19 protein-coding genes are annotated in these 25,053 nt (G+C 41.0%); 9 read left to right on the forward strand and 10 right to left on the reverse strand.

The features are described 5' to 3' along the window. Window positions 1-4 precede the first annotated feature (4 nt). Genes ACO1QW_RS06225 through ACO1QW_RS06240 form a run of 4 tightly spaced genes read left to right on the forward strand, consistent with a single transcriptional unit; the run spans window position 5 to window position 6,705 of the window. Window positions 5-1,036: a 6-bladed beta-propeller gene (locus ACO1QW_RS06225; RefSeq protein WP_486256716.1), complete on the forward strand. Its 1,032-nt coding sequence runs from the start codon at window positions 5-7 to the stop codon at window positions 1,034-1,036. Further along, window positions 1,033-1,818: a chitobiase/beta-hexosaminidase C-terminal domain-containing protein gene (locus tag ACO1QW_RS06230; RefSeq protein WP_486256718.1), complete on the forward strand. Its 786-nt coding sequence runs from the start codon at window positions 1,033-1,035 to the stop codon at window positions 1,816-1,818. The genes ACO1QW_RS06225 and ACO1QW_RS06230 overlap by 4 nt, the downstream gene beginning before the upstream one ends. Before the next feature lie 3 nt (window positions 1,819-1,821). Next, complete coding sequence (locus tag ACO1QW_RS06235) at window positions 1,822-3,975, forward strand: DUF2231 domain-containing protein (RefSeq protein ID WP_486256720.1); 2,154 nt, start codon at window positions 1,822-1,824, stop codon at window positions 3,973-3,975. A gap of 45 nt (window positions 3,976-4,020) precedes the next feature. Further along, the gene (locus ACO1QW_RS06240) at window positions 4,021-6,705 is read left to right on the forward strand and encodes a glycoside hydrolase family 3 protein (RefSeq protein WP_486256721.1); all 2,685 of its coding nucleotides are present in this window, start codon (window positions 4,021-4,023) and stop codon (window positions 6,703-6,705) included. Window positions 6,706-6,791: 86 nt separating this feature from the next. On the opposite strand, the gene hemL is transcribed toward ACO1QW_RS06240, so the two are convergent. The 7 genes from hemL to hemA all read right to left on the reverse strand — a co-directional run bounded on the left by hemL (window position 6,792) and on the right by hemA (window position 14,201). Next, window positions 6,792-8,078: a glutamate-1-semialdehyde 2,1-aminomutase gene (gene hemL, locus ACO1QW_RS06245; RefSeq protein WP_486256723.1), complete on the reverse strand. Its 1,287-nt coding sequence runs from the start codon at window positions 8,076-8,078 to the stop codon at window positions 6,792-6,794. Window positions 8,079-8,150: 72 nt separating this feature from the next. Next, a complete protein-coding gene (gene hemB, locus ACO1QW_RS06250) occupies window positions 8,151-9,128 on the reverse strand; it encodes a porphobilinogen synthase (RefSeq protein WP_486256725.1) in 978 nt (325 codons plus the stop codon). A gap of 17 nt (window positions 9,129-9,145) precedes the next feature. Continuing rightward, the gene (gene hemF / locus ACO1QW_RS06255) at window positions 9,146-10,156 is read right to left on the reverse strand and encodes an oxygen-dependent coproporphyrinogen oxidase (RefSeq protein ID WP_486256727.1); all 1,011 of its coding nucleotides are present in this window, start codon (window positions 10,154-10,156) and stop codon (window positions 9,146-9,148) included. A 69-nt stretch (window positions 10,157-10,225) separates the two neighbouring features. Next, the gene (hemE, locus tag ACO1QW_RS06260; RefSeq protein ID WP_486256729.1) at window positions 10,226-11,320 is read right to left on the reverse strand and encodes a uroporphyrinogen decarboxylase; all 1,095 of its coding nucleotides are present in this window, start codon (window positions 11,318-11,320) and stop codon (window positions 10,226-10,228) included. 17 nt (window positions 11,321-11,337) lie between these two features. Further along, window positions 11,338-12,039 (reverse strand): uroporphyrinogen-III synthase, encoded by a 702-nt coding sequence (locus ACO1QW_RS06265; protein ID WP_486256731.1) that lies wholly within the window; start codon window positions 12,037-12,039, stop codon window positions 11,338-11,340. After that, window positions 12,026-12,994 (reverse strand): hydroxymethylbilane synthase, encoded by a 969-nt coding sequence (hemC, locus tag ACO1QW_RS06270; protein WP_486256733.1) that lies wholly within the window; start codon window positions 12,992-12,994, stop codon window positions 12,026-12,028. The genes ACO1QW_RS06265 and hemC overlap by 14 nt, the downstream gene beginning before the upstream one ends. Beyond that, window positions 12,966-14,201 (reverse strand): glutamyl-tRNA reductase, encoded by a 1,236-nt coding sequence (gene hemA / locus ACO1QW_RS06275; RefSeq protein WP_486256735.1) that lies wholly within the window; start codon window positions 14,199-14,201, stop codon window positions 12,966-12,968. The genes hemC and hemA overlap by 29 nt, the downstream gene beginning before the upstream one ends. Window positions 14,202-14,451: 250 nt before the next feature. Between hemA and hemH the strand changes: the two genes are divergently transcribed. The 3 genes from hemH (at window position 14,452) to ACO1QW_RS06290 (ending at window position 16,623) form a co-directional block, all read left to right on the forward strand. Next, on the forward strand, window positions 14,452-15,507 hold the full coding sequence (gene hemH / locus ACO1QW_RS06280) for a ferrochelatase (RefSeq protein WP_486256737.1): 1,056 nt from the start codon (window positions 14,452-14,454) through the stop codon (window positions 15,505-15,507). 87 nt (window positions 15,508-15,594) lie between these two features. Next, window positions 15,595-16,182, forward strand: a complete 588-nt coding sequence (locus ACO1QW_RS06285) for a CopD family protein (protein ID WP_486257258.1) — start codon at window positions 15,595-15,597, stop codon at window positions 16,180-16,182. Between the two features lie 81 nt (window positions 16,183-16,263). Next, window positions 16,264-16,623 (forward strand): c-type cytochrome, encoded by a 360-nt coding sequence (locus ACO1QW_RS06290; RefSeq protein ID WP_486256739.1) that lies wholly within the window; start codon window positions 16,264-16,266, stop codon window positions 16,621-16,623. Between the two features lie 71 nt (window positions 16,624-16,694). Here the strand turns inward: ACO1QW_RS06290 and hemN are convergent, their stop codons facing one another. Continuing rightward, window positions 16,695-18,059: an oxygen-independent coproporphyrinogen III oxidase gene (hemN, locus tag ACO1QW_RS06295; protein ID WP_486256740.1), complete on the reverse strand. Its 1,365-nt coding sequence runs from the start codon at window positions 18,057-18,059 to the stop codon at window positions 16,695-16,697. 156 nt (window positions 18,060-18,215) lie between these two features. Between hemN and ileS the strand changes: the two genes are divergently transcribed. Then, window positions 18,216-21,602 (forward strand): isoleucine--tRNA ligase, encoded by a 3,387-nt coding sequence (gene ileS / locus ACO1QW_RS06300; protein WP_486256742.1) that lies wholly within the window; start codon window positions 18,216-18,218, stop codon window positions 21,600-21,602. A 1-nt stretch (window position 21,603) separates the two neighbouring features. Next, window positions 21,604-22,449: a TraR/DksA family transcriptional regulator gene (locus ACO1QW_RS06305; RefSeq protein ID WP_486256744.1), complete on the forward strand. Its 846-nt coding sequence runs from the start codon at window positions 21,604-21,606 to the stop codon at window positions 22,447-22,449. 170 nt (window positions 22,450-22,619) lie between these two features. On the opposite strand, the gene ACO1QW_RS06310 is transcribed toward ACO1QW_RS06305, so the two are convergent. Beyond that, window positions 22,620-23,030: an RNA recognition motif domain-containing protein gene (locus ACO1QW_RS06310; RefSeq protein ID WP_486256745.1), complete on the reverse strand. Its 411-nt coding sequence runs from the start codon at window positions 23,028-23,030 to the stop codon at window positions 22,620-22,622. Window positions 23,031-23,198: 168 nt separating this feature from the next. Beyond that, window positions 23,199-25,019: an ABC transporter ATP-binding protein gene (locus tag ACO1QW_RS06315; protein ID WP_486256747.1), complete on the reverse strand. Its 1,821-nt coding sequence runs from the start codon at window positions 25,017-25,019 to the stop codon at window positions 23,199-23,201. Window positions 25,020-25,053: the final 34 nt, after the last annotated feature.

Consider the following 25,053-nt stretch of genomic DNA (forward strand, 5'->3'; position numbering starts at 1 on the left):
TATTATGAACCGTAAACAATTCATCAAACATAGTTCTATTGCAGCAGCAGGTATGTTGTATGCACCCGCTATTATAGGTGCTGCAAAACCTGAAACCATTCTTGGGCATAACAATAAACGTTATCGCATCAATACAGAATGGAGTCGTTTGAATGTTGCACAATATCCGGTGAAGGATTGTCATGAAATGGTGCAGGATAAACTTGGTCGCATTATTTTATTGACAAATGAAACAAAGAACAATGTGATCATTTATGATAAGAGCGGGAAGTTGATCAGCAGTTGGGGCCATGAATATCCCGGTGCGCATGGATTAACATTGTTCAATGAAAATGGTGAAGATGTATTGTTCATTTGTGATAATGATTTGCACCAGGTGATCAAAACAACAGTTGATGGGAGGATATTGATGAAGCTTGATTACCCTAAGGAGATCAATGCCTACAGCAAAGCAAATGAATATATTCCAACAGAAACAGCCATAGCTCCCAATGGCGATATTTACGTGGCTGATGGATACGGAAAGGATTTTATTATTCAATATGATCATAAAGGAAATTATATCAGGCATTTTGGTGGAAGAGGAACAGGCGATGAATTTTTACTGAATACACATGGCATTTGTATTGATGACAGGGATAAAAATAACCCATGTCTTGTAGTTAGTTCACGGCAGCACAACGCATTTAAACGTTATACGCTTGATGGAAAATATATCAACACTATTTCGTTACCTGGTGCATGGGTTTGTCGGCCCGTAATAAAAGGTGATTATTTATATGCAGCCGTTTTGCAAACCAATGCACGACAAGGTGAGCAGTCGGGTTTTGTATTGATACTCGATAAGGATTATAAAGTAGTGTCAAATATCGGAGGCAACTTACCAACCTATAAGAACGATGTTGCTGATGAAATGTATCAAACCATTAAAGTATTTAAGTATCCTCATGATGTATGTGTAGATGATGAAGAAAATATTTATGTAGCGCAATGGAACTCAGGTAAAGTGTACCCCTATAAACTTTCTCCCTTATGATGAAACAGTTGCTGTTTGGTTTTTTTCTGTTGATGGGAGTGAATGTTTATAGTCAACAGGTTTTTCAACTGGCACCACCACTGTTCAAATACCAGACAGTTTTTTTTGAAGGGAGTACATCAGTTGAGATCATGTTCAATCAGCCGGGTGCAGAAGTACGGTACACACTTAATGGAAAAGTGCCAACAGTAAATGACAAGCTTTACGAAAAGCCCGTTCGTATTACAAAGCAATCAACGTTGAAAGCAAAAGCATTCGGTAAAAATTTTCTTCCATCAGAAACTGTACAAGCTTTGTTTATTAAGGATGGAAAAAAGATAGTCGAAGTAAATTTTTCAAAGTCAAATGAACAATACAGCAGTTCGAAAACAAACATCCTTCATGACAATAGCGGCGGTCTTTTAAATATTCATGCTGGCACATGGCTTGGATATAATTCCGATACGGTTACAATCACTATTCGCTTACAACAAAAAGAAATGGTGAGTTCTGTATTAGTTGATATGCTGCAGGATGAAGCAAGCTGGATCTTTTTGCCGGAACAAACATTGCTTTATTATTATAATGAAAAGCAGCAATCATTTGAGCCTGCAGCAAAAGAACTGTTGACGTTTGAAAAGCAATCGACCAAAACTGTTGTTTCAAAGATCGTTCATCTGCAACAACAGGTGCAAACCGATCAGTTGAAACTGGTATTGTTGCCCTTGAAAAATATTCCTGCCTGGCACCAGGGAAAAGGAAATCATGCCTGGCTGTTTGTCGATGAAATAAAAGTATATTAACTCATGCAACGTTGGAAGGCCATCTTATTTAATGTCTCGCTTTTACTAAACTGCCTGCTGCTGTTTTTGTTGTTGTTTGAAAGCAGGCTAACAATTCCTGCATGGGTACAGGTAACCGGTCGAATGCATCCGTTGATATTACATTTTCCATTGGTGTTAATTGTGCTGTATGCATTAGCAGTGATCGTTCTTCCTCCACATAAATCCGAGGGTGATAAAGCGTATAAAAATGCTGTTTCGTTTCTGTTGCTTATTGCTGCATTCACAGCAGTTGTTACGTCGCTTATGGGTTTGTTTTTATCAAAAGAAGAAGGGTATGATCCGCAAGCCTTGTGGTGGCACAAATGGGGAGGTGTCAGCATCGCCTTATTTACACTAGGCTGGTATGCTTTTCATAAACAAGTGCAGTTAAAGAAGCTATTGACACTCGCCAGTTCAATTTTTGCATTGGTCTTAATTGTATTTACCGGTCATATGGGAGCAGGCATTACGCATGGGGAAGATTTTTTATTGGCACCCGTGATGAAACCGCAGGCTGCAGCTCCTGTTTTATTTGCTGATGCTGAAGTTTACACGCATATGGTGAAACCAATACTGGAAGCAAAATGTATTTCATGCCATAGCAATCAAAAAGCAAAAGGTGAATTAGTGATGGAAACAGAAGAGCTTTTATTAAAAGGTGGAAAGAATGGTAAGCTGTGGGATACAACTGAGGCAGATCTTGGTTTGCTGCTACGACGTTTGCATTTGCCACTTGAACAGAAAGAACACATGCCACCAAAGGGCAAGCCCCAACTAACTGATGAAGAAATTGCAATACTCACTTATTGGGTGAAGAAAGGTTGCGATTTTAAATTGCGTGTTGCTGATCTTGCTGTTACAGATACGTTGCAGATGATAGCAGCAGAAAAATTTTCTTTAACAAATACAGCAGCTTATGATTTTGCAGTAGCCGACCAATCAGTTATTGCAAAGCTAAACAGCATCAACAGGGTTGTGAGTGCTGAAGCAGAAGGTTCACCTGCACTAGCGGTTAATTTCTTTAACAGCAGTTTGTTTAAAAGTGAGCAGCTAAAAGAATTGCAGAAAATAAAAAAGCAGATTGTTTCGCTTGATCTAGCAAAGATGCCTGTGCAGGATGCTGATTTGAAATTTATTTCGGAACTGGAAAATCTTCGCCGCCTCAATCTTTCATTCACAAATATTACTGGTAGTGGTTTAACCGAATTGAAGAAATTAAAATTTCTGCACAGTATTAGTTTGTCAGGTACAAAAGTTACAACTGCACAACTTGAGCAGTTACGTAGTTTTCCCGAATTGACAACGGTGTACTTATGGAATACTTCAGTTGCACTTAATGATATCGAACGCCTAAAACAAAAATTGAAAGCGGTTGATTTCGTAACAGGGTTTAAAGATGACACAACCATTCTGAAATTAACAACACCTGTTCTGCTAAACGAAGAAGTGTTTATTACAGATGGAGCTGTTCCTTTAAAATTGAAACATTATATACAAGGTGCCGTTATTCGTTACACAACTGATGGAACAGAACCTGACAGTATACAGTCAGCTGTATTTAAAGGAAATGAAACAGTGAGCAGCAATACAATGATCCGTGCAAAAGCTTACAAGCCGGGTTGGTTCAGCAGCGATATCCTCGATGCATTTTTTTACAAAAGCACATTTACTCCTGATACGGTTGTTTATCTCAAAGCACCCAATAGTAAATACAATGATGAACAGGGGAAGATGTTGTTTGATCGCCAAAAAGCAGAAACAAATTTTCAGTTAGGCAACTGGGTTGCCTTTCGTGAAAACCGGATGGAGTGTTTGATGCCTTTTTCAAAACCGGTTACATTGCAGAGTATTACTCTAAGTACATTGATCGATGTGAACAGTTACATTATGCCGCCGCAACAAATAGAAGTATGGGGCGGTGATACTGAACAACGCATGAAATTACTCGGACGTTTATCACCGGAACAACCAGGCAAAGTAATCCCTGTTTTTATGAAAGGCTTTGAATGCAAGTTTTCTGCTGCAACGGTAAAATATATTAAGCTCATTGCAACACCTGTTGGCAAACTGCCTGCATGGCATCCCGGCAAAGGTGATAAAGCATGGATATTTGTGGATGAAGTGTTGTTGAATTGATCACGGCATACCTCGACTAACTTAAATTTATTTTCTCCTCAGTATATGAAAAAAGTAATTATTCTCTTTGCTTTTATTATTAATTATCATTTTGTTTCAGCACAAACAATTCCTGCTTACAAGCGACCTGATCTTCCCATTGATGTACGTGTAAAAGATTTACTGCAACGGATGACAGCAGAAGAAAAATTCTGGCAACTGTTTATGATACCTGGCGATCTGGGTAAGAATCCATCTGACTATAAAAATGGCATTTTTGGATTTCAGGTGAATACGGTACAGCAACAACAGGGAGCTGCTGCACAATTGCTTAATTACAAGTCGGGACAAACTGCCCGACAGACATTGGAAAAGATCAATGCCATTCAGAAATATTTTGTGGAGCAAACAAGGTTAGGCATTCCCATTATTGCATTTGATGAAGCACTGCATGGATTGGTGCGTGATGAAGCAACTGCATTTCCGCAATCCATTGCATTGGCTGCAACATGGGATACAGCTGTGATGAATAATGTTGCTGCTGCCATTGCAAAAGAAACAAAAGCAAGAGGCATTCGTCATATTCTTTCACCTGTTGTAAATATTGCTACTGATGTACGTTGGGGCAGAGTGGAAGAAACCTATGGTGAAGATCCTTTTTTAAGTGCGGCCATGGGGGTTGCATTTGTAAAAGCATTTGAACAACGTGGAGTAGCTACTAACCCAAAACATTTTGCAGTAAATCATGGTGAAGGAGGCAGAGACAGTTACCCGATTCACTACAATGAAAGATTATTAGAGGAAACTTATTTAGTTCCGTTTAAAGCAGTGGTACAAAAGGGCGGCGCAAGAAGTATTATGACAGCGTATAACTCACTCGATGGGTCCCCCTGTTCTGCCAACGATTGGTTACTGAATAAAAAGTTACGTAACGATTGGGGTTTTAAAGGTTTTGTATTGTCTGATGCCGGTGCAACAGGTGGTGCCAACGTGTTGCATTTTACAGCGGCTGATTATGCAGAGTCAGGTAAGAAATCAATCGAGAATGGATTGGATGTGATTTTTCAAACAGCGTATGAGCATCATCAACTGTTCAATAAATATTTTTTAGATGGAAGTATGAACCCTGCGGTGATCGATAGTGCTGTTGCAAGAGTATTGCGTGTAAAATTTGAATTGGGTTTGTTTGAACATCCATACATCGATGAAAGCAAATTAGAAAAATGGACTGCAGCAGAACATCGTGCATTAACCAAAGAAGCAGCTGTGCGTTCGTTTGTGTTATTGAAGAACGATGTGTTTGGTAAAACAGGAACTGCAGTCCTGCCGTTAAATAAATCGTTGAAAAAAATCGCAGTTATTGGTGTGGATGCAACAGAAGCACGATTGGGCGGTTACAGCGGACCGGGCAATCAGAAAGTTTCGATCCTGCAAGGTATTCAACAAAAAGTTGGCAGCAGTACGCAGGTGAATTATGCTGCAGGTCCGGGCAGACAATACCGCACATGGGCATTTGTACCGGGCGATCATTTATTTTCTATGCAAAATGGAAAACGTGTAAAAGGCTTGCAAGGCCAATATTTTAATAATGTAAACATGCAGGGAACGCCTGCGCTTACAAGAACAGATGAAAGTATTAATTTTCAGTGGACACTTTTTTCTCCTGATCAATCAAAAATCAATTACGACTTTTTTTCTGCGAAGTGGACAGGTAAAATTGAATCACCTGTTACAGGTACCTATAAAATTGGTATTGATGGCAATGATGGTTATCGTTTATACCTCAACAATAAACTCATCATCGATAACTGGAAGAAACAATCGTACTCAACAAAGTTGGTTGATTTCTATTTTGAAAAAGGGAAAGCTTACGATCTGCGCATTGAGTATTTTGAACCTGCAGGTAATGCATGGTTCCGTCTTATCTGGAATGTGGGCGTGACGAACAATGCTGAAAATAAAATAAAAGAAGCGGTGCAGCTTACTGCTAACAGTGATGTGGCAGTTGTTGTTGCCGGTATTGAAGAAGGTGAGTTTAACGACAGAGCTTTATTGCATTTGCCCGGCTTGCAGGAAGAGATGATCAAACGTATTGCAGCCACAGGCAAACCTGTTGTTGTTTTGCTGGTTGGTGGAAGTGCCATCACTATGAATAACTGGATCGATAAAGTTCCTGCGATAATGGATGTTTGGTATCCTGGCGATGCAGGTGGTGAAGCGGTAACTGATGTGTTGTTTGGTGATCGTTCTCCTTCAGGTAAGTTGCCGATTACCTTCCCTGTATCAGAAGCTCAATTGCCATTGGTATATAATCACAAACCAACAGGGCGTGGCGATGATTATAATAATCTTACCGGTCAGCCATTGTTTCCATTTGGATTCGGGTTGAGTTATACAACATTTAATTATTCTGATTTGCAGTTGCAGAAAAAGCAAATTACTGCGGGTGAAAATTTGACGGTAACATTTAAACTAAATAACACCGGAAAATATACAGCGGATGAAGTAGTACAATTATATCTGCACGATGAACTGGCATCTGTTGCAAGACCCATCAAAGAATTAAAAGGGTTTCAACGAATTCGTTTAAATCCGGGCGAAGAAAAAGAAGTAACGTTCACAATCACTCCCGATATGCTGACGATGTTTGATTTGAACATGAAAGAAGTAATTGAGCCGGGCATGTTTCGCATTATGATTGGTAGTTCCAGTACGGATATCAGGTTAAGAGAATTGTTTGAAGTGAAATAGTTGTCAGACGTCACCGTCGGACAACTCCGGAGTGAAATAAAAAAGCGATTCAATGTTGAATCGCTTTTTTATTAGTAAGTAATTTGTCAGACAAGTTCCTGCAAACTCTCTTTTGTTGCAGCAATGGTCTTATCTAAATCTTCGTACGTTAATGCATTGTTGAGGAACCAGCTTTCAAAAGCAGAAGGAGGTAAATACACACCACGCTTCAACATCGCATGAAAATATTTTTTGAACAGATCATTATTGGCTGATGCTGCAGTTGCAAAATCAACAACCGCATGATCGCTGAAGTGAATGCTGATCATCGAGCCAAGTTGGTTGATGACATAAGGCTGCCCCCATGCTTTCAATACTTCGTTCAATCCATCACGTAAGTAAATGGTTTTTTCTTCCAGCTCTTTATAAATGGAAGGATGGCTTTTTAATTCTGTTAATAAAGTATAACCGGCAATCATGGCCAATGGATTACCACTTAATGTTCCTGCCTGGTACACATTTCCTAACGGCGCAATGTGCTGCATAATTTCTTTCTTGCCACCAAATGCACCAACAGGCATACCTGCACCAATAACTTTACCATAAGTAACAAGATCAGCTTTAATACCAAGACGTTCCTGCGCACCACCGGCAGCTAAACGAAAACCCGTCATCACTTCATCAAAGATGAAAACGATTCCTTCTTCATCGCAGAGCTTCCGTAAGCCATCATGGAAACTTGCTTCCGGTAAAATGCAACCCATGTTACCTGCAACAGGTTCAACAATGATTGCTGCAATTTCTCCTTTGTGCTCAGCTGCTAATTTTTTTACTGCGTCCAGATCATTGTACGCTGCAGTCAACGTATCATTGGCAACACCAGCAGTTACGCCTGGTACTGTTTGAATGTTAAACGTTGCAACACCACTTCCTGCTTTTACCAAAAACGAATCGGCATGACCGTGATAATGTCCTTCAAATTTGATGATCTTATTGAGGCCGGTGTAACCTCTTGCCAAACGGATCGCACTCATGCATGCTTCGGTACCGCTGCTCACCATGCGTATCAAATCAACATTCGGTACCATGCTGAGAATAAGTTCAGCCATTTCAATTTCCAGTTCGGTGGGTGCACCAAACGAAGTTGAATCAAGTGCTTTTGCCTGGATAGCTTTCACCACCGGTTCGTAAGCATGACCAAGAATCATCGGCCCCCATGATGCGATGAAATCGATGTATTGATTGCCATCTGCATCATACATATAAGCACCATTTGCTTTTTGCATGAAGAGGGGTGTACCGCCTACGCTTTTAAATGCACGTACCGGGGAGTTAACGCCGCCGGGAATACTTTGCTGTGCCCGTTCAAATAGTTCTTTGCTTTTTTCGTACATCGTATTTTGTTTTGCCACGAAGTCATGAAGGCAGAAAGTAACACGAAGAAAGAAGCTTCGTGCCTTTGTGTCTTAGTGGCCCATTATTCTAATAAAGTCTTTTGCAAAATAAGTAGCGATCAAATCAGCCCCTGCACGTTTCATCGACGTCAATACTTCCATGATCGCTTTATCTTCGTTGATCCATCCTTTTTCTGCAGCTGCTTTGATCATCGCGTATTCGCCGCTAATGTTGTAAGCACTCACAGGAACATTTACTGCATTCTTTACTTCACGAATAATATCTAAATAACTCAACGCAGGTTTTACCATTACAATGTCTGCACCTTCCTGCACATCCATCAGTGTTTCCTTAATCGCTTCAATGCGGTTAGCGTAATCCATCTGGTAGGTTTTCTTATCACCAAAGCCGGGTGCACTATCTAGTGCATCACGGAAGGGGCCATAAAAGCAAGATGCATATTTTGCACTGTAGCTCATGATACCCACATTGATGAAATTATTTTCTTCCAGTCCTTTTCTTATTGCACCGATGCGGCCATCCATCATATCGCTTGGAGCAACCATGTCTGCACCTGCTTCTGCATGAGAGATACTCATCTTTACCAATGCTTCCACTGTTTCATCGTTTACGATCTGTCCATCTTTCACAATACCATCATGACCGTATGATGAATAAGGATCAAGAGCAACATCCGTCATCACATACATTTCCGGTACTGCATCTTTAATCTCTTTGATGCTGCGTTGCATCAGTCCGTCTTTATTCCATGCTTCCTTGCCGGTGTTGTCTTTTAATTCATCTTTCGATTTTACAAAGAGCAATACACTTTTCAAACCCATGCTCCAGAGTTCTTTCACTTCTTTTACCGTTACATCTAAACTGTTGCGGTAATAACCGGGCATAGAAGCGATCTCTGTTTTTACATTCTCACCTTCATCAATAAAAAGCGGAACGATGAAATCGTTGGGAGTAAGAATTGTTTCTGCTACCATCGAACGGATGGCGGCAGATTGACGTGTGATTCTATTTCTTCTTTGCAGGTACATATAATCAGTTTAAAATGTTAGCAGGAGTTTGATCTTTTCGCCCACGCAATTCTTTCTTCTTCACTTATTTCATTCAACCAATCTTTTGGATGCAAACAAGCTTCCTGCAATTTGTATTCTTCTGTTCCAAAAGCAGGTTGATAGTTGTATTCAAACCGCACAGTAGGAGGTAAGCTCATCAAAATACTTTCAATGCGTCCGTTGGTTTTTAAACCGAAGATCGTTCCTCTGTCGTGTACTAAATTAAACTCCACATATCTTCCTCTGCGTATTTCCTGCCAGTGTTTATTTTCAGCTGTGTACGAGTTGTGCTTTCTTCTTTCTACAATCGGAACATATGCATCAATAAATGCATTACCGCATTTTTCTGCAAAACCGATCCAGAAGTTGACATCCTGCTTTTCATTGGGGCGTTGATGATCATAAAAAATACCACCAATACCTCTGCGCTCTTTGTTGCGATGCCAGTTTACAAAATAGTTATCACACTCTTCTTTGAACTTTGGATAGAAGGTTGCATCAAATGCATCGCATGCATCTTTGTATGTTTGATGAAAATGTTTGGCATCTTCTTCAAACAAATAATAGGGAGTAAGATCTGTACCGCCGCCAAACCATCTGTCGATCACTTCATCATTTTCATTGTACAACTCAAACATGCGGTAATTGCAATGCACTGTTGGTACAAACGGGTTGATAGGATGAATCACCAAACTTAAACCACAGGCAAACCATTTATCACCATTGATCTTTAGTTGACTTCTCATCGCATCGGTTACATCGCCAAATACGATCGATGTGTTCACGCCACCTTTCTCAAACACATTACCGTTAGCGATCACACGTGTTTTGCCACCGCCACCTTCAGCACGTTGCCATTCATCTTCCACAAAAACAGCTTTCCCATCGCACTGCTCTAACGCAGCACAAATGCGGTTCTGTAAATCGTGAATGAATGATATCCAAAGCCCCCTAATCCCCGAAGGGGGAAATGAAAAAAGCTCTTGATAATTTGATTGTGTATACACGTTATTATTTTATAAGCCTGGTTAAATTAGTTAGGGCTGTGCGACGCAATCCTCCCCTAAAGGGGGGAGTTAGAGGGGGCTTTGATATTCCTTCACCGCCTCTACAAATGCTTTTGCATGATCAACAGGTACGTTCGGAGTAATACCATGACCTAAGTTGGCAATGTATCGCTGTGTACCAAATGCATCGATCATTTCTTTTACTGCTTTCTTGATCTCAGGAATCGGTGCTAATAATTTCGCCGGATCAAAGTTACCTTGAATGGTGATCTTGTTCTGCGTAAACTCTCTTGCCATTTGCGGCGTAATACACCAATCGATACCTACACCACTTGCAGCACTTTCGCTGATATCCTTCAACGCATGCCATGTTCCCTTAGGGAAAAGAATTACAGGTGCATCATCTTTCAACGCTTCTGCAATCTGAAATAGATATGGTTGTGCGAATAATTTAAAATCAGCAGGACTTAATGAACCTGCCCAGCTATCGAACACTTGCACGGTATCAGCACCAGCTTTAACCTGGTGCTTCAAATACACAATGGTAATATCAGTGATCTTTTGCAGAAGTTGATGTGCCATTGCCGGTTGCGTGTAAGCAAACTGTTTTGCTTTATCCCATGTTTTGCTTCCTTTACCTTCTACCATATAACAAAGAATGGTCCATGGTGCACCTGCAAAACCAATCAGTGGTACACGACCATTTAATTCTCTCTTTGTTAAACTCAATGCATCATACACGTATTTCAAACTTTCTTCAGCACCAGTCGTAATCAATGCATCAATATCCTGTTGTGTTTTGATGGTCTTTGGCAACGATGGTCCTTTGCCTTCTTCCATCAACACTTCCACACCCATTGCCTGCGGAATAACCAGGATGTCGCTGAAGATGATCGCTGCATCCACTCCAACCTGGTCAACAGGTTGCAATGTAATCTCCGTTGCAAGCTCAGGCGTTTGGCATCGGGTGAAGAAATCGTATTTCTCACGCAGCTTAATGTAATCGGGTAAATATCTTCCTGCCTGGCGCATCATCCACACGGGCGGACGTTCTACCGTTTCTCCTCTCAGAGCTTTTAATAATAAGTCGTTCTTTAGTTGAGTCATAGTCGTGAGTTGTGAATCGTTAGTCGTCAGTTGTGATGCATGAGTTTTTACACTCACGACTCACTATTGACGAGTCACGAAAAATATTCCATCGCCTGGCGTACCAGTTCTTCCTTGCCCGGTGCTTTGCCAATGACGATGGTATTGTTACAATATTGTTGAATGGTATTAGCTGTTGTAGTGCCGATAGCAAACAAAATGGTTTGCCCAGGTATTTTATTGTTGCTGAAAAAACTGCTTACTGCACTGGGGCTATAAAATAAAATAGCCTGGTATGTTTTGTTGATCTTGTGTGGTGTGTGGATCGTTTCATACACAATGATCTCATGCACATCAATTCTTTTCTTACGAAGAATAGCAGGCAATTCATCTCTGCGTTGTTCGCCACAAAAAAAGATCACTTCGTCGGCATCGCTTTCTTCTGCAATAAGCTCTGCAAGTTCTGCAGCATTATTAGCAGTACCCACTACACTATGATCGCCAAAATTTTCTTTTAATTTTTGTTTGGTGGTATTGCCCATGCAATAGATCACCCAATCGGGTTGTTGACCATCCTGCCAGGCAACTACTGCATCAACAGCATTCATACTCGTGAAAACAACAGTTGATGATTGCAGGTACGCCTGTTCAATTTCCTGTTGCGTCGCAACATCCTGTATGGATTCAGTTTCAATGAAAGACAATTCATCAATGGAAATGCCTGCAGCATTTGCTTCCTGCACCAATGATTTATTCAATGGCCGTGTAGATAATATTTGAATTTTATTTTCCGGCATTACGTATTTCTTCAGCAATTATTCGTCCGCCTGTATTTAAAATTTCTTCTGCTGCTTCTTCACCAAGATGTACTGCTTCAGGAATGGAAACTGTTGTTTCATATTCAGCTTTCTGCTTTCCGTCGAGTGACAGAATACTTCCACAGAAATGTATTTCGTCGTCTTTTATTTCAGCATAAGCGCTAATAGGTGTAGAACAACCACCCATCAATGCACGAAGAAAATCACGTTCGATCTTTGTGCAATAGGCAGTGTCTGCGTCATTAAAGTGAACACAGGCATCTAATGCATAAGAATCGTCTTCACGACAAACAACTACAACTGCTCCCTGTGCAGGTGCAGGTAACATCCAATCGAGTTCAATAGAATTTTCAGGACGAAGATCAATTCGTTCCAATCCAGCTGCGGCAAAGATGGCACCATCCCAATTCTCTTCATTTAACTTACGCAGGCGTGTATTTACATTACCACGTAGGTTATGCATTTCTGATGATGGGAATTTATTTAACCATTGCGCTTTACGTCTTATGCTGCTGGTTGCGATTTGTAGTTCTGCTTTTCCCGGTATTGACCATTCACCATTCACCATTGACCATTCACCTTTCCACACCAACAAATCTTTCACAGGTCCACGTGGCAATACAGCGGCTTGTATAATTCCTTTTGGTAATTGCGTGGGCACATCTTTCATGGAGTGCACCGCAATGTCAATGGTATTATTTAACAGAGCAGTATCGAGGCTTCTTGTAAAAATGCCTTGCACCCCCATTTCATATAAGGGTGTTTTCAGATCGATATCGCCTTCACTTTTGATGTAAACTAATTCGGAAGCAAAACCATGCAGCGCCAACAATTCTTTTACCTGTGTTGCCTGCCATACTGCTAATTGACTTTCCCTTGTTCCAATGCGGATTGTTTGTCCCATTTTAATCTGTGCCCGTAGCAATAAACTCATTGATGGCTTCAATGTAATAACAGCCACGCTGGTTTTGCTCTTTCATTTTTGAAGCCATGCCATTGATCACCCGTTGAATTTTTTCATCGGTTTTTGAGCAGGCTGTATGATGCGGTTGCAAAGTTATGTATAATGGGGAAGTATGTATTTCTTTGAGCTTTGTTTTTACAGCCTTTAAAACAGGTACATGCTTACGCATTTGATACCAGTCGATAAATTCTGCAATATGCTCGGCTATAATAGCTTTTGCTTTTGGAACTTCAGCTTCACGTTTTGCCAGCGTTTCATCTTTCAGCTTCGATAACTCATCAACATTTACTAACGTGATATTGGATAATTCCTTTGCCGATTGCTGCACATTATGTGGAATTGAAAGATCGATGATGAGTTTATGATTCAATCCTTCCAAATGCGATCTTAAAATGGTAGGCTCGGTTGCATTGGTGGCTACAAGAATAATGTCGGCCTGGTTAATATGTTCTACCAGGTCTTCCAATGGAGCAGAACGTAAACCCAGTTCCTCAGCCAGTGTAGTTGCTTTCTCTTCGGTGCGGTTAATAAGCGTAATATTTTTTGTGCCGAGATAATCAACCAGGTTTTTGCAGGTATTGCGACCAAACTTACCAGTGCCCAGCAACAAAATCTTTTTATTCTTTATTCCTTTAACGTGCTTACGTATGTATTGTACAGCGGCAAATGAAACGGATACTGTTCCATCGCTCAACGCCGTATTATTTTTAATTGCTTTTGATGATTGCAACATGCAATTCACCAAACGCTCCGTAAATGCATCGATGCGATCATGTTGTTTGGCTTGTTTTGCGGCTTGCTTTATCTGGCCAACAATTTCGTAATCGCCTAATATCTGCGAGTCTAATCCACCGCCTACGGTAAACAGGTGATTGATAGCTTCCTGTCCTTGTTTGATGTAAGAAAGCTCCCTGAATTGCTCAATAGTTCCATCGGTTTGTGTGCAAAGCAGGCGAATAAGTTGATCGGCTTCATCAGCAAAACCGTAAACCTCAGTTCTGTTACAAGTGGAAATAAGAAAGAATTCATGCACGCCAAAATCCGGAGCAAGTTGCAGGATGGTATTGTATTGTTCCGGGTTTACGGCAAACTTACCTCTTATCAACGCATCTGTTTTACGATAGTTGATGCCTGCAATGAAAAATTTCGATATGTCTTTTGCGCCTGTTCTGTGCATGTGGTGATCGTCTGTATTTCTACAGCGCAAATGTAGTTGCAGACAGCGCTATGAACCTAAAAAATCTGTCATTGCAATGTCATATTAGTCATTGATTTTTATCATGATAACAGCTGTTTGCTATCAATGAAATGTTTGTAGCAAAAACACTACAGTTCATCTTTAAAAACCTACAGTTGATGCAGATTTCTTTTGAAAATGAACTTTTGTTTTGTAATGCCGTTACTTTTGCAAACGATTAAAAACGCACATGGAAAAAGCAGCAAGCAAAGGAATTCTCTTAATGAATTTAGGTTCGCCTGATTCAACTGAAGTAAAAGACGTTCGTCGTTATTTGAATGAATTTTTAATGGATGAACGGGTGATCGATTATCCTTACCTGTTGCGTTTATTATTGGTGAAGGGAATTATTACACGTTTCCGTGCGCCAAAATCGGCTGAAGCTTACAGCACTATCTGGACAAAAGAAGGATCGCCACTGATCGTTCTTACAAAACAACTCCGTGATGCAGTGGATAATAAAGTGGATATGCCGGTTGAAATAGCGATGCGTTACGGAAACCCAACGGTAAAATATGCTTTGGATCGTTTGCTGCAACAGCATCCTGACCTCGATGAAGTGATTGCAGTGCCGCTTTACCCGCATTATGCCATGAGCAGTTATGAAACTGCAGTGGAGAGCGCAAAAGAAATTCATACAAAGAACAAGTATCCGTTCAAACTGAGTTTTATTAAGCCATATTATAATGAAGACCATTATATAACTGCAATGGCTGAAAATATGCGTCCTTATCTTGAACAGGGATACGATCATATTTTATTCAGTTATCATGGTATTCCTGAAAGCCATTTGAAAAAGTCAGACCCCACTAAAAATCATTGCTTAAAAACAGGTGATTGTTGTAGCGTCGATTCAGCAGCACATGCAACATGCTACCGTCATCAATGTTTTGTAACAACTGAATTAATAGCTGCAAAACTTGGATTGAAAAAAGAAAATTACAGTATATCTTTTCAATCGAGACTGGCAGGTGAGCAATGGTTAACGCCTTACACCGATTATCGTTTGCGTGATATGCCAAAAGAAGGTGTGAAAAAATTGCTTGTTCTTTGTCCGGCATTTGTGTGTGATTGTTTGGAAACACTGGAAGAAATTGCTGAACGTGGCAAAGAAACGTTTATGGAAGCCGGCGGGGAAGAATACACAATGATCCCTTGCATGAATGTGCATCCATTATGGGTTGAAGCTATCGCTACCTATGTAGAAGGAGTAGCCAAAGGAGAGAAAGAGATGGTACTGGGATGAGGCGTCAATGGTGAATAGTGAATGCCAAGCCAATGAAACCATAGTGATTTTCAGAAGTAGTATCTCAACTTAAAGTAATAATGTTTGGTGATTGTGTTCTGTATTGACCATTCACCATTGACCATTCACAAAATGTATCTCTACGTAAAAGCTCTCCATATCATCTTCATCGTTACCTGGTTTGCCGGCTTGTTTTACATGCCCCGGCTTTTTATTTATAATACCGAGGCCGAAAACAAAGAAGCCACAGCAAAGAAGGTTTTGCGTGAGCAATTTGCTGTTATGATGAAACGCCTTTGGTATGGTATTACCTGGCCATCGGCTGTATTAACCTTGATTTTTGGCAGCTGGGTTTTGTTCGAAAGCGGGTATGCCAAACTTGTATTTGAACCGGGCGGTCGCTGGATGTTGTTCAAACTCATTTTTGTGTTATTTATTTATCTCTATCACTTGTCGCTGCACAAAATATTGAATCAGCAATTAGCGGGCATATTCAGGTATACATCGCAGCAGCTTCGTATCTGGAACGAGGTGGCCACAATTTTTCTTGTTGCGGTTGTTATGCTGGTGGTAGTAAAACAAAACCTCAGTGCACTTTGGGGGGTACTAGGCCTCTTGTTATTTGTGATATTACTTATGAGTGCGATCAAGATCTATAAAATGTTGCGTAAGTAGATGTTTTCCGGGGTTGTTGCTTATCTATATTGTTTTTTGCGCTGAAAATAATTTTCTTAGTTTTAAGGCAAACAACCCACAATGAAGAAATTTATTTTACTATCATCTATCTGTTTATCATTTGCATTGATCATTTTCTCCTGCTCCCGTAAATCAGCAGCTACTATTGCAAGCAATAAGCAAGCTGCTCATGTAAGCCTATATGAAACAAGTGTAAAACCCCTCATCGCAACAAAATGTGCTCCCTGCCATTTCCCTGCAGAAGGCGGAAAGAAAAAAGCATTGGATAACTATGATAGTGTGAAAGTAGTGGCGACCGATATTGTTCGTCGTATTGAATTAAATCCCGGCGACAAAGGATTTATGCCTTTCAAAAAATCAAAACTTTCGGCTGATGAAATTGCGGTAGTGAAAAAGTGGGTAGAGGCGGAAACCAAATAAGCAAAAGTCGACCCGTTTATAAATAGCAACCCCGCCTTGGCGGGGTTGCTATTTATTACTATCACTGATCATTAAATTGCCTTGCTGAACATAGGTGTAACCATTTCCCGTTGCAGGTAAAGATCAAATGCGCTGCAGATATTTCGAATGAATTGTCTTCCTGTTTCTGTTACTACCAAACCATCATCATTCATATTGATCAAACCATCATCAAGAGGCTGTTGCAATTGAGGTAACACATATTTTTCGATCAGGCGTTTATCTTCTTTGCGAAACACAGCATAATCTCTGCAACTTATGCTGAGAATATAATTGCGGAAAGCTTTGTCTTCATCACTCAGAAAATAGCCTTTGAACACAGGCAATTCTTTTTGCTGGATAGCTTCGTAATATTCATGGATCGATTTTTTGTTTTGTGCAAAGCCTGCACCAATATCACTGATGCTCGATACACCCAATCCCAACAACATCGATGTATGTTGCGTGGTATAACCCATAAAATTGCGATGAAGTTTTGCTGTTTTCCATGCCGTGTAAAGATCATCTGTTGTTAATGCAAAATGATCCATGCCAATATCAACATAACCAGCTGCTGTCAGTAATTCTTTTCCTTTTAGATATAACTGCAATTTATCTTCAGGCGAGGGAAGATCGTTCTCATCAAACAAGCGTTGTCCACGACTTGTCCATGGCACATGCGCATAGCTGTAAAAAGCAATACGATCGGGACGAAGTGCAATAACTTCTTCAATGGTTTTTGTAATGCTTTGCAAAGTTTGTTTCGGTAAACCATAAATAAGATCATAATTCACGGAAGCAAAACCCAGCTTTCTGGCGTTGGTTGTTGCACGCTCCACATTTTCTAATGGCTGAATGCGGTTAATGATGCGTTGCACTTCAGGATCGTTATCCTGCACACCATAGCTGATGCGGCGGAAGCCGAGCTTATACAAAGTTTCAAGATGAGCGAATGTTGTATTGTTGGGATGGCCTTCAATACTGAATTCATGACTTGGGTGAACTATGGAACGGCTTGTAATAAAGTTGATCAGTCGTTCAAGATTTTCCGGCGAAAAGAATGTAGGCGTACCTCCACCTAAATGCAGTTCACGAATAACAGGTTTTTGATGAAAGAGCTGAAGATATAATTCAAATTCCTGTTCGATCATGGCCAGGTATTCTTCTTCAACACTATGATTTGTTGTGATCTTTTTATTACATCCACAATACGTGCATAGCGATTCGCAGAAGGGTAAATGAATGTAAAGGCTGATACCATTGCGGCTGTTATGCAGTTCAAATTGCTGAGCCAGGAGATATTTCCAGTCATCCACATCAATACCTTCTTTCCAAACCGGCACCGTTGGGTAGCTCGTATAGCGGGGAACCGGGCGGTTGTATTTTTTGGTCAGGCTCCTGATTGTTTCTTGTTGCATGGGGCAAAATTGACAAATTGTACAGCGGCCCGCCCTGACGGGAAAATGGTACAAAAATGATTGCCGTCAGTTTCTGAAAAGCATTGATTCAGGTGTTCATTCACCCCCGAACTTCCGTACCTTTGGCAACTTTAAAAATCAGACAGGGAAAGACTTATGAGCGCTAAGTACAGGGAATTTTCGCAGTTGAATCTGCCATCGATCGAACAGGAAATACTGGCCCGTTGGGATGCTGAACAGGCTTTTCAGAAAAGTATAGAAGTAAGGGATGGAGCTACACCGTTTGTGTTTTACGAAGGTCCCCCCAGTGCTAATGGTATGCCCGGCATTCACCACGTTATTTCACGTACGTTGAAAGACTTGGTTTGTCGATACAAAACCATGAAAGGCTTTAAAGTAAACCGTAAAGGCGGATGGGATACCCATGGTTTGCCCATTGAATTAGGCGTTGAAAAAGAACTCGGTATTACCAAAGAAGATATTGGTGTAAAGATCACCGTTGAAGAATACAATAAGAAATGTCGTGAAGCAGTACTGCGTTATAAAGACAAGTGGGATGAGATCACGAAGAAGATGGGTTACTGGGTTGACTTAAATGATCCCTACATCACGTTCGAAAATAATTACATTGAAACATTGTGGTGGTTGTTGCAGCAGTTGTACAAAAAAGGATTGCTGTACGAAAGTGTAAGCATTCAACCTTATTCACCTGCGGCAGGTACGGGTTTAAGTTCACATGAATTAAATCAGCCCGGTACTTACAAAGATGTAAAAGACACCAGTGCAACGGTGATGTTCCGTGCAACACAGGATGAAAAAAGCAAGTTCCTCCATGATGCAGTGCATGGTGCCGAAGTATTCTTCATGGCATGGACAACCACGCCGTGGACCTTGCCAAGTAATCTCGGTTTAACGGTTGGGCCAAACATTGAGTATGTCTTGGTTCAAACCTTCAATCCATACACACATCTACCGGTAAACATTGTATTGGCGAAAGATCTTGTACACAAATACCTGAAAGCAGAAGGAGAGAATGGAGATTTTGAAGGATACAATGGTGAACAGAAAATACTTCCTTGGAAAATCATCACTTCATTCAAAGGCTCACAACTCGAAGGTTTGCATTACGAGCAACTATTGCCTTACGAGGCAAACAGCATTGAAGAAATAAAACGTATTACACCTGATGCAGATCCATTCCGTGTGTTGATCGGTGATTTCGTTACTACAGAAGATGGTACAGGCATCGTTCATACTGCTCCTGCTTTCGGTGCAGATGATTATCGTGTTGGTAAGAAATTCAACATAGGTATTTTAACGATGGTTGATCGTGAAGGAAAGTTCCTTGATGGGTTGGGCGAGTTCAGCAACCGTTATGTAAAGAATTACAAAGACGATAAAGATTATGTAGATGTAAATGTTGACATCTGTGTAAAACTGAAAAAAGAAAACAGGGCATTTAAAGTAGAGAAATACGAGCACAGTTATCCGCATTGCTGGAGAACTGATAAACCAATTCTTTACTATCCACTTGATGCATGGTTCATTAAAACCACAGCCATCAAGGATAAAATGGTTGAATTGAATAAAACCATCAACTGGAAACCAAAATCAACAGGCGAAGGTCGCTTCGGTAATTGGTTAGAGAACATGGTTGACTGGAACTTGAGTCGTTCACGTTTCTGGGGCACTGCATTGCCCATCTGGAAAACAGAAGATGGGGAAGAAGAAATTTGTATTGGTACTGTTGAAGAGTTAAAAGAAAATGCAGCAAAAGCAGATGCAACACTCGGCACCAACAATGCAAAATACTTAGGCAACGATATCGATCTGCATAAACCGTACGTTGATGAGATCATCCTCATCAGTCCAGACGGTAAAGCAATGAAACGTGTGCCCGACTTAATTGATGTTTGGTTCGATAGCGGTGCAATGCCTTACGCACAGTGGGGATTGGATCATGAGAAAGTAAAGAATGGAGATAAGTATCCGTTTAAACTTCCTGCAGGTGTAAACAAATTTGAAGATCTCTACCCGGCAAGTTTTATTGCTGAAGGTGTGGATCAAACACGTGGCTGGTTTTACACACTGCATGCAATCGCATCACTCGTTTATGATAGTGTTGCTTACAAGACAGTTGTAAGTAATGGGTTGGTGTTAGATAAGAATGGCAACAAAATGAGCAAGCGCCTCGGTAACGTGGTGAACCCATTTGAAACCATTGAAAAATTTGGTGCTGATGCCACACGCTGGTACCTCATCACCAATGCATCGCCTTGGGATAATCTGAAATTTGATATTGAAGGCATCAAAGAAGTGCAACGCAAATTCTTTGGTACGCTTTATAATACCTACCAGTTCTTCGCATTGTATGCAAATGTTGATGGCTTTGCGTTTAAAGAAGCTGCCATTCCGGTAAAAGAACGACCTGAGATCGATCAATGGATATTATCATCACTTCACACACTCATTAAAAAAGTGAACGAAGCAATGGATGATTACGAACCAACACAGGCAGGTCGATTGATCGAAGAATTTGTAGATGAGCATCTGAGCAACTGGTATGTTCGTTTGTGCCGCCGCCGTTTCTGGAAAGGCGAGTACGAACAGGATAAGATCAGCGCTTACCAAACCTTGTACGAATGTTTGGAAACGGTATTGCGTTTAATGGCGCCTGTTTCTCCATTCTTCAGCGATGCAATTTTTACCGAGCTGAACAAAGTAAGCGGTCGATTTACAACTGCATCTGTTCACCATGTTGATTTCCCTGTGGCTGATGAAGCATTGATCGACTCAGCTTTGGAAGAACGTATGCAACTGGCACAGGATGCCTCATCTTTAGTCCTTTCACTCCGTAAGAAAGTGAACATCAAGGTTCGTCAGCCTTTGCAGAAAATATTGATTCCGGTGCTAAGCAACGGTATGAAGGAGCAGTTCGGCAAAGTGGAAGACATCATCAAGAGCGAGGTGAACGTGAAGGAGATCGAATACCTCACGGCGGATAACACCTTCATCAAAAAGAAGATCAAACCGAACTTTATTGCATTGGGCAAAAAGCTTGGGCCGAAGATGAAAGCCGTGTCAACAGCCCTTTCTCAATTCACACAGGAGCAAATTGCACAAATAGAGCGTGAAACTGTTTATAATCTGTTGATAGAGAATGAAACCGTTCCTTTATATTTGACAGATGTTGAAATTTTAAGCGAAGATGTGCCAGGTTGGATGGTTGCCGCTAAAGGCTCCGTTACCGTGGCACTGGATGTAACAATAACCCCCGAACTGCTTAACGAAGGCAATGCCCGGGAACTGGTGAACCGCATCCAGAAAATCCGCAAGGAAAGCGGGTTTGAACTGACTGACAGGATTGCTGTGCAGGTTACCGACGAGGAAACCCTGCGGCCATCTATCACTCAATTTAAATCCTATATTTGCGCCGAAATTTTGGCAGACAGCCTCGATTTAGTTCCGGAAATAGCCGATGGAACGGAGATTGAGGTAAATGAAATCAACCTTAAAGTTCACGTACACAAAAAAGGAGGATAGAATGGCAATTAAAAAGAAAGCAGCAAAACCGGCCCCTAAGAAGCCTGCTGCAAAACCAGCTCCCAAAAAGGCGGCAAAACCAGCTGCAAAAAAGCCAGCTCCTAAGCCTGCCCCTAAAAAGGCGGCTGCTAAACCCGTAGCGAAAAAACCAGCACCTAAACCGGCCCCTAAGCCTGTTGCGAAAAAAGTGGCAAAACCGGTAGCAAAGCCGGCGCCCAAACCCGTGGCCAAAAAGCCCGAAGTGAAAAAGCCCGAGCCGGTTGCAAAACCAGTTAGTGCAATTAAACCAACAGTTAAACAAGCAATTCAAGATTTGAAAAAAGAAGCAAAAAAGCCGGCGCCTCCTAAAGAAGTGAAACCTATTAAGACATCGGTAAACACTTCAGTGAAATATCAACCCGATTTTACAAAATCAGTATTAGATAAATCAGTGGAAGAGAAACCTCAAGGACCAATGGTCCGCTACAGTGATGCAGACCTCGTGGAGTTCAAAGAACTCATTCAACGTAAACATGAAGCTGCCAAAAAAGAATTAACCTATTTGCAAGGCTTGATTACCCGCAAGGATGATCAGGGTGGTGATGGTGATGATGGCCGTTACATGACCATGGAAGATGGAAGTGTGAGTATGGAACGTGAACAACTTAGCCAGATGGCCAGCCGCCAGATCACTTACATCGATCACCTGGAAAAAGCATTGATGCGAATTGAAAACAAAACCTACGGGGTTTGCCGTGTAACGGGTAAGTTGATCGATAAAGCACGTTTACGTGCCGTGCCTCATGCAACATTGAGCATTGAAGCAAAAATGGGAATCGTAAAAGGTCCTCAGCCAACAGGCGAATAAGTTAGTAAGACTAATTGAAATAGAAGTCCTCCTGTTTTACGGGAGGACTTTTTTTATTCAGAAAAGTCATTTTTAAATAACCTGCTTATTATTTGAATGGTCAATGAAAAGCAACAAAAAAATCCCTTCGAAACCGAAGGGATTTTAAGTATGTTGCCGAGTTGCGCTGATTAATAATCTCTGTTATAACCGCCGCCGCCGCCACCTTTGTAGCCGCCACCGCCGCCACCTTTGTAGCCGCCGCCACCGCCGCCTTTGTAGCCGCCACCGCCACTACCGCCACGGAAGCCACCACCGCCGCCGCCGCCAAAGCTGCGCTTTTTGAAGCCACCGTCGTCTTTCTTAGGCTGAGCTTCGTTCACTACAATTTTGCGTCCCTGAACGTCAGTGTCGTTCAGTTGGCTGATTGCAGCCTGGGCTTCTTCTGCATTGTCCATTTCTACAAATGCAAAACCCTTGCTACGGCCAGAGAATTTGTCGGTTAAAATTTTGGCAGATGTTACAGAGCCAAATTGCTCAAACAGAGCAGCGAGGTCTTCGTTCGTCATTGACCAGGCCAGGTTTCCTACGTAAATGTTCACAAGAAAAAAATTAAAAAACAAAAATCATGAACCAGGATTAGCAACTGAAACCGGGAAAACTGATCGAAGGAAAAGCACCTGGAAGCTCAGAAAGCATGGACTGAATTCACATTAACTCTATAAAGATAGGGGAATTATTGAGAAAAGCTAGTGGGCCAAAACAAAAACTTAACGCACCTCCTGCATGTCTACAAGCTTGCGGTAGAAGCCGTTTAAGTCCACCAATTGGTCGTGTGTACCCCGTTCAACAATCTCCCCTTTCTGCAACACCAGTATTTCATCCGCATGCCGAACAGTTGATAGTCTGTGTGCGATGACGAGGCTCGTACGGTCCTGCATCAGGTGGTTAATTGCATCCTGCACCAAACGCTCACTTTCCGTATCAAGGGAAGAAGTGGCTTCATCTAAAATAAGAATGGGTGGATTTTTTAATACAGCTCTTGCAATGGTTACACGCTGGCGTTCACCACCACTCAGCTTGGTACCACGGTCGCCAATATTTTCATCGTAACCATTTTCTTTTTTTACAATGAAGGGATGTGCGTTTGCAATTTTTGCAGCTGATTCAATTTCTTCTTTTGCTGCATCAGGTTTACTCAACGCAACATTGTTTGAAATGGTATCATTAAACAAAATAGGCTCTTGCGTAACAATGCCCATCAACTGACGAAGACTATGAAGCGAATAGTTTTTAATATTTACACCATCAACCAGGATTTCACCACTTGTTACGTCATGAAATCTTGGAACAAGATCAGCGAGTGTTGATTTACCTGAACCGCTTGAACCCACCAATGCAATTGTTTTTCCTTTTTCTAATTTAAGATTGATGTTGGTAAGAACAGGTACATCGTTGTATGCAAACGATACATTTTTAAATTCAATACTTTTTTCGAATGAAGAAATCGTAATTGGTTTTGCAATTTCTTCTACAACCACCGGTGCGCTGATCACTTCCTCAATACGTTCAATAGCAGCACTCCCTCGTTTAGTATTATAATATGCAGTTGAAAGGGATTTTGCAGGATTGATGATCTGCGTAAAGAATAAAATGTAAGTGATAAAACCTTCCGAACTAACATCTCCATTTCCACCCAGTACAAGCTTACCACCAAACCATAAAACAGCACTTAATACAAGCACTCCCAGTACTTCTGATAAAGGTGAAGCCATATCTTTTCGAAAGTGGATCTTGTTGCGAAGATGATTGAACTCTTCATTTACTTTATGAAAACGACCGCCCACTAATTTCTCTGCGGTGAATGCTTTGATGACACGAATGCCTCCCAATGTTTCATCAAGTATAGACAGAACCAATCCATTCTTCTCGCCAGCTTCAGTTGATTGTTTTTTTAATGATCGACTTACACGACCAATGATTAATGCCATTACCGGTAAAAACACAAGAAGGAATAAGGATAACTTCGGGCTTAACAATATCATTCCAGCCAGGTAAAACAAAATATTCAATGGTTCTTTGATCAATACTTCAAGAGCCATCATCACACTCCATTCAACTTCGTTGGCATCGTTACTCATGCGTGAAATAAGATCGCCTTTACGTTGTTCGGTAAAATAACCGATAGGAAGTTTCAAAACTTTATCATACAAATCACCACGTAAGCGTGTAAGTACACCATTACGCATAGGTGCTAAAATGCGATAGGAGAGATAAAGAAATACGTTCTTCAGCAAAATAGCTGAGATAATGATTATACATATAAATGCCAAAGCTGTTTCAGCACCCTTTGTATTGATCAGCACACTTATTTGGTGCATCAAAAAATCAAGTACATCGGTAGCCGAACGAATTGTGTCGGGTGCTGCAAGTACTTCTTTCTTTTCATCAAACAGAAGTTTCAGAAAAGGCGCCAGCATTGCCAGCGATACCATTGAAAAAACAATGGAGAGGAGGATACATAAAAAATAAAGAACAATCTTTCCTTTATAATCCCGCAGGTATTTGAAAATGCGTTGAAACTGTTTCATGCGTTAAACGCCGCAAAGTAACTACTTTTACAGC

It is taken from the genome of Lacibacter sp., from assembly GCF_057361365.1.

Excerpts from the sequence above, each read along its gene's own strand:
- ACO1QW_RS06225 (WP_486256716.1), top strand. The coding sequence starts at position 5 with ATGAACCGTAAACAATTCATCAAACATAGTTCTATTGCAGCAGCAGGT.
- ACO1QW_RS06230 (WP_486256718.1), top strand. The coding sequence starts at position 1,033 with ATGATGAAACAGTTGCTGTTTGGTTTTTTTCTGTTGATGGGAGTGAAT.
- ACO1QW_RS06235 (WP_486256720.1), top strand. The coding sequence starts at position 1,822 with ATGCAACGTTGGAAGGCCATCTTATTTAATGTCTCGCTTTTACTAAAC.
- ACO1QW_RS06240 (WP_486256721.1), top strand. The coding sequence starts at position 4,021 with ATGAAAAAAGTAATTATTCTCTTTGCTTTTATTATTAATTATCATTTT.
- hemL (WP_486256723.1), bottom strand. The coding sequence starts at position 8,078 with ATGTACGAAAAAAGCAAAGAACTATTTGAACGGGCACAGCAAAGTATT.
- hemB (WP_486256725.1), bottom strand. The coding sequence starts at position 9,128 with ATGTACCTGCAAAGAAGAAATAGAATCACACGTCAATCTGCCGCCATC.
- ACO1QW_RS06265 (WP_486256731.1), bottom strand. The coding sequence starts at position 12,039 with ATGCCGGAAAATAAAATTCAAATATTATCTACACGGCCATTGAATAAA.
- hemC (WP_486256733.1), bottom strand. The coding sequence starts at position 12,994 with ATGAGTTTATTGCTACGGGCACAGATTAAAATGGGACAAACAATCCGC.
- hemA (WP_486256735.1), bottom strand. The coding sequence starts at position 14,201 with ATGCACAGAACAGGCGCAAAAGACATATCGAAATTTTTCATTGCAGGC.
- hemH (WP_486256737.1), top strand. The coding sequence starts at position 14,452 with ATGGAAAAAGCAGCAAGCAAAGGAATTCTCTTAATGAATTTAGGTTCG.
- ACO1QW_RS06290 (WP_486256739.1), top strand. The coding sequence starts at position 16,264 with ATGAAGAAATTTATTTTACTATCATCTATCTGTTTATCATTTGCATTG.
- hemN (WP_486256740.1), bottom strand. The coding sequence starts at position 18,059 with ATGCAACAAGAAACAATCAGGAGCCTGACCAAAAAATACAACCGCCCG.
- ileS (WP_486256742.1), top strand. The coding sequence starts at position 18,216 with ATGAGCGCTAAGTACAGGGAATTTTCGCAGTTGAATCTGCCATCGATC.
- ACO1QW_RS06305 (WP_486256744.1), top strand. The coding sequence starts at position 21,604 with ATGGCAATTAAAAAGAAAGCAGCAAAACCGGCCCCTAAGAAGCCTGCT.
- ACO1QW_RS06315 (WP_486256747.1), bottom strand. The coding sequence starts at position 25,019 with ATGAAACAGTTTCAACGCATTTTCAAATACCTGCGGGATTATAAAGGA.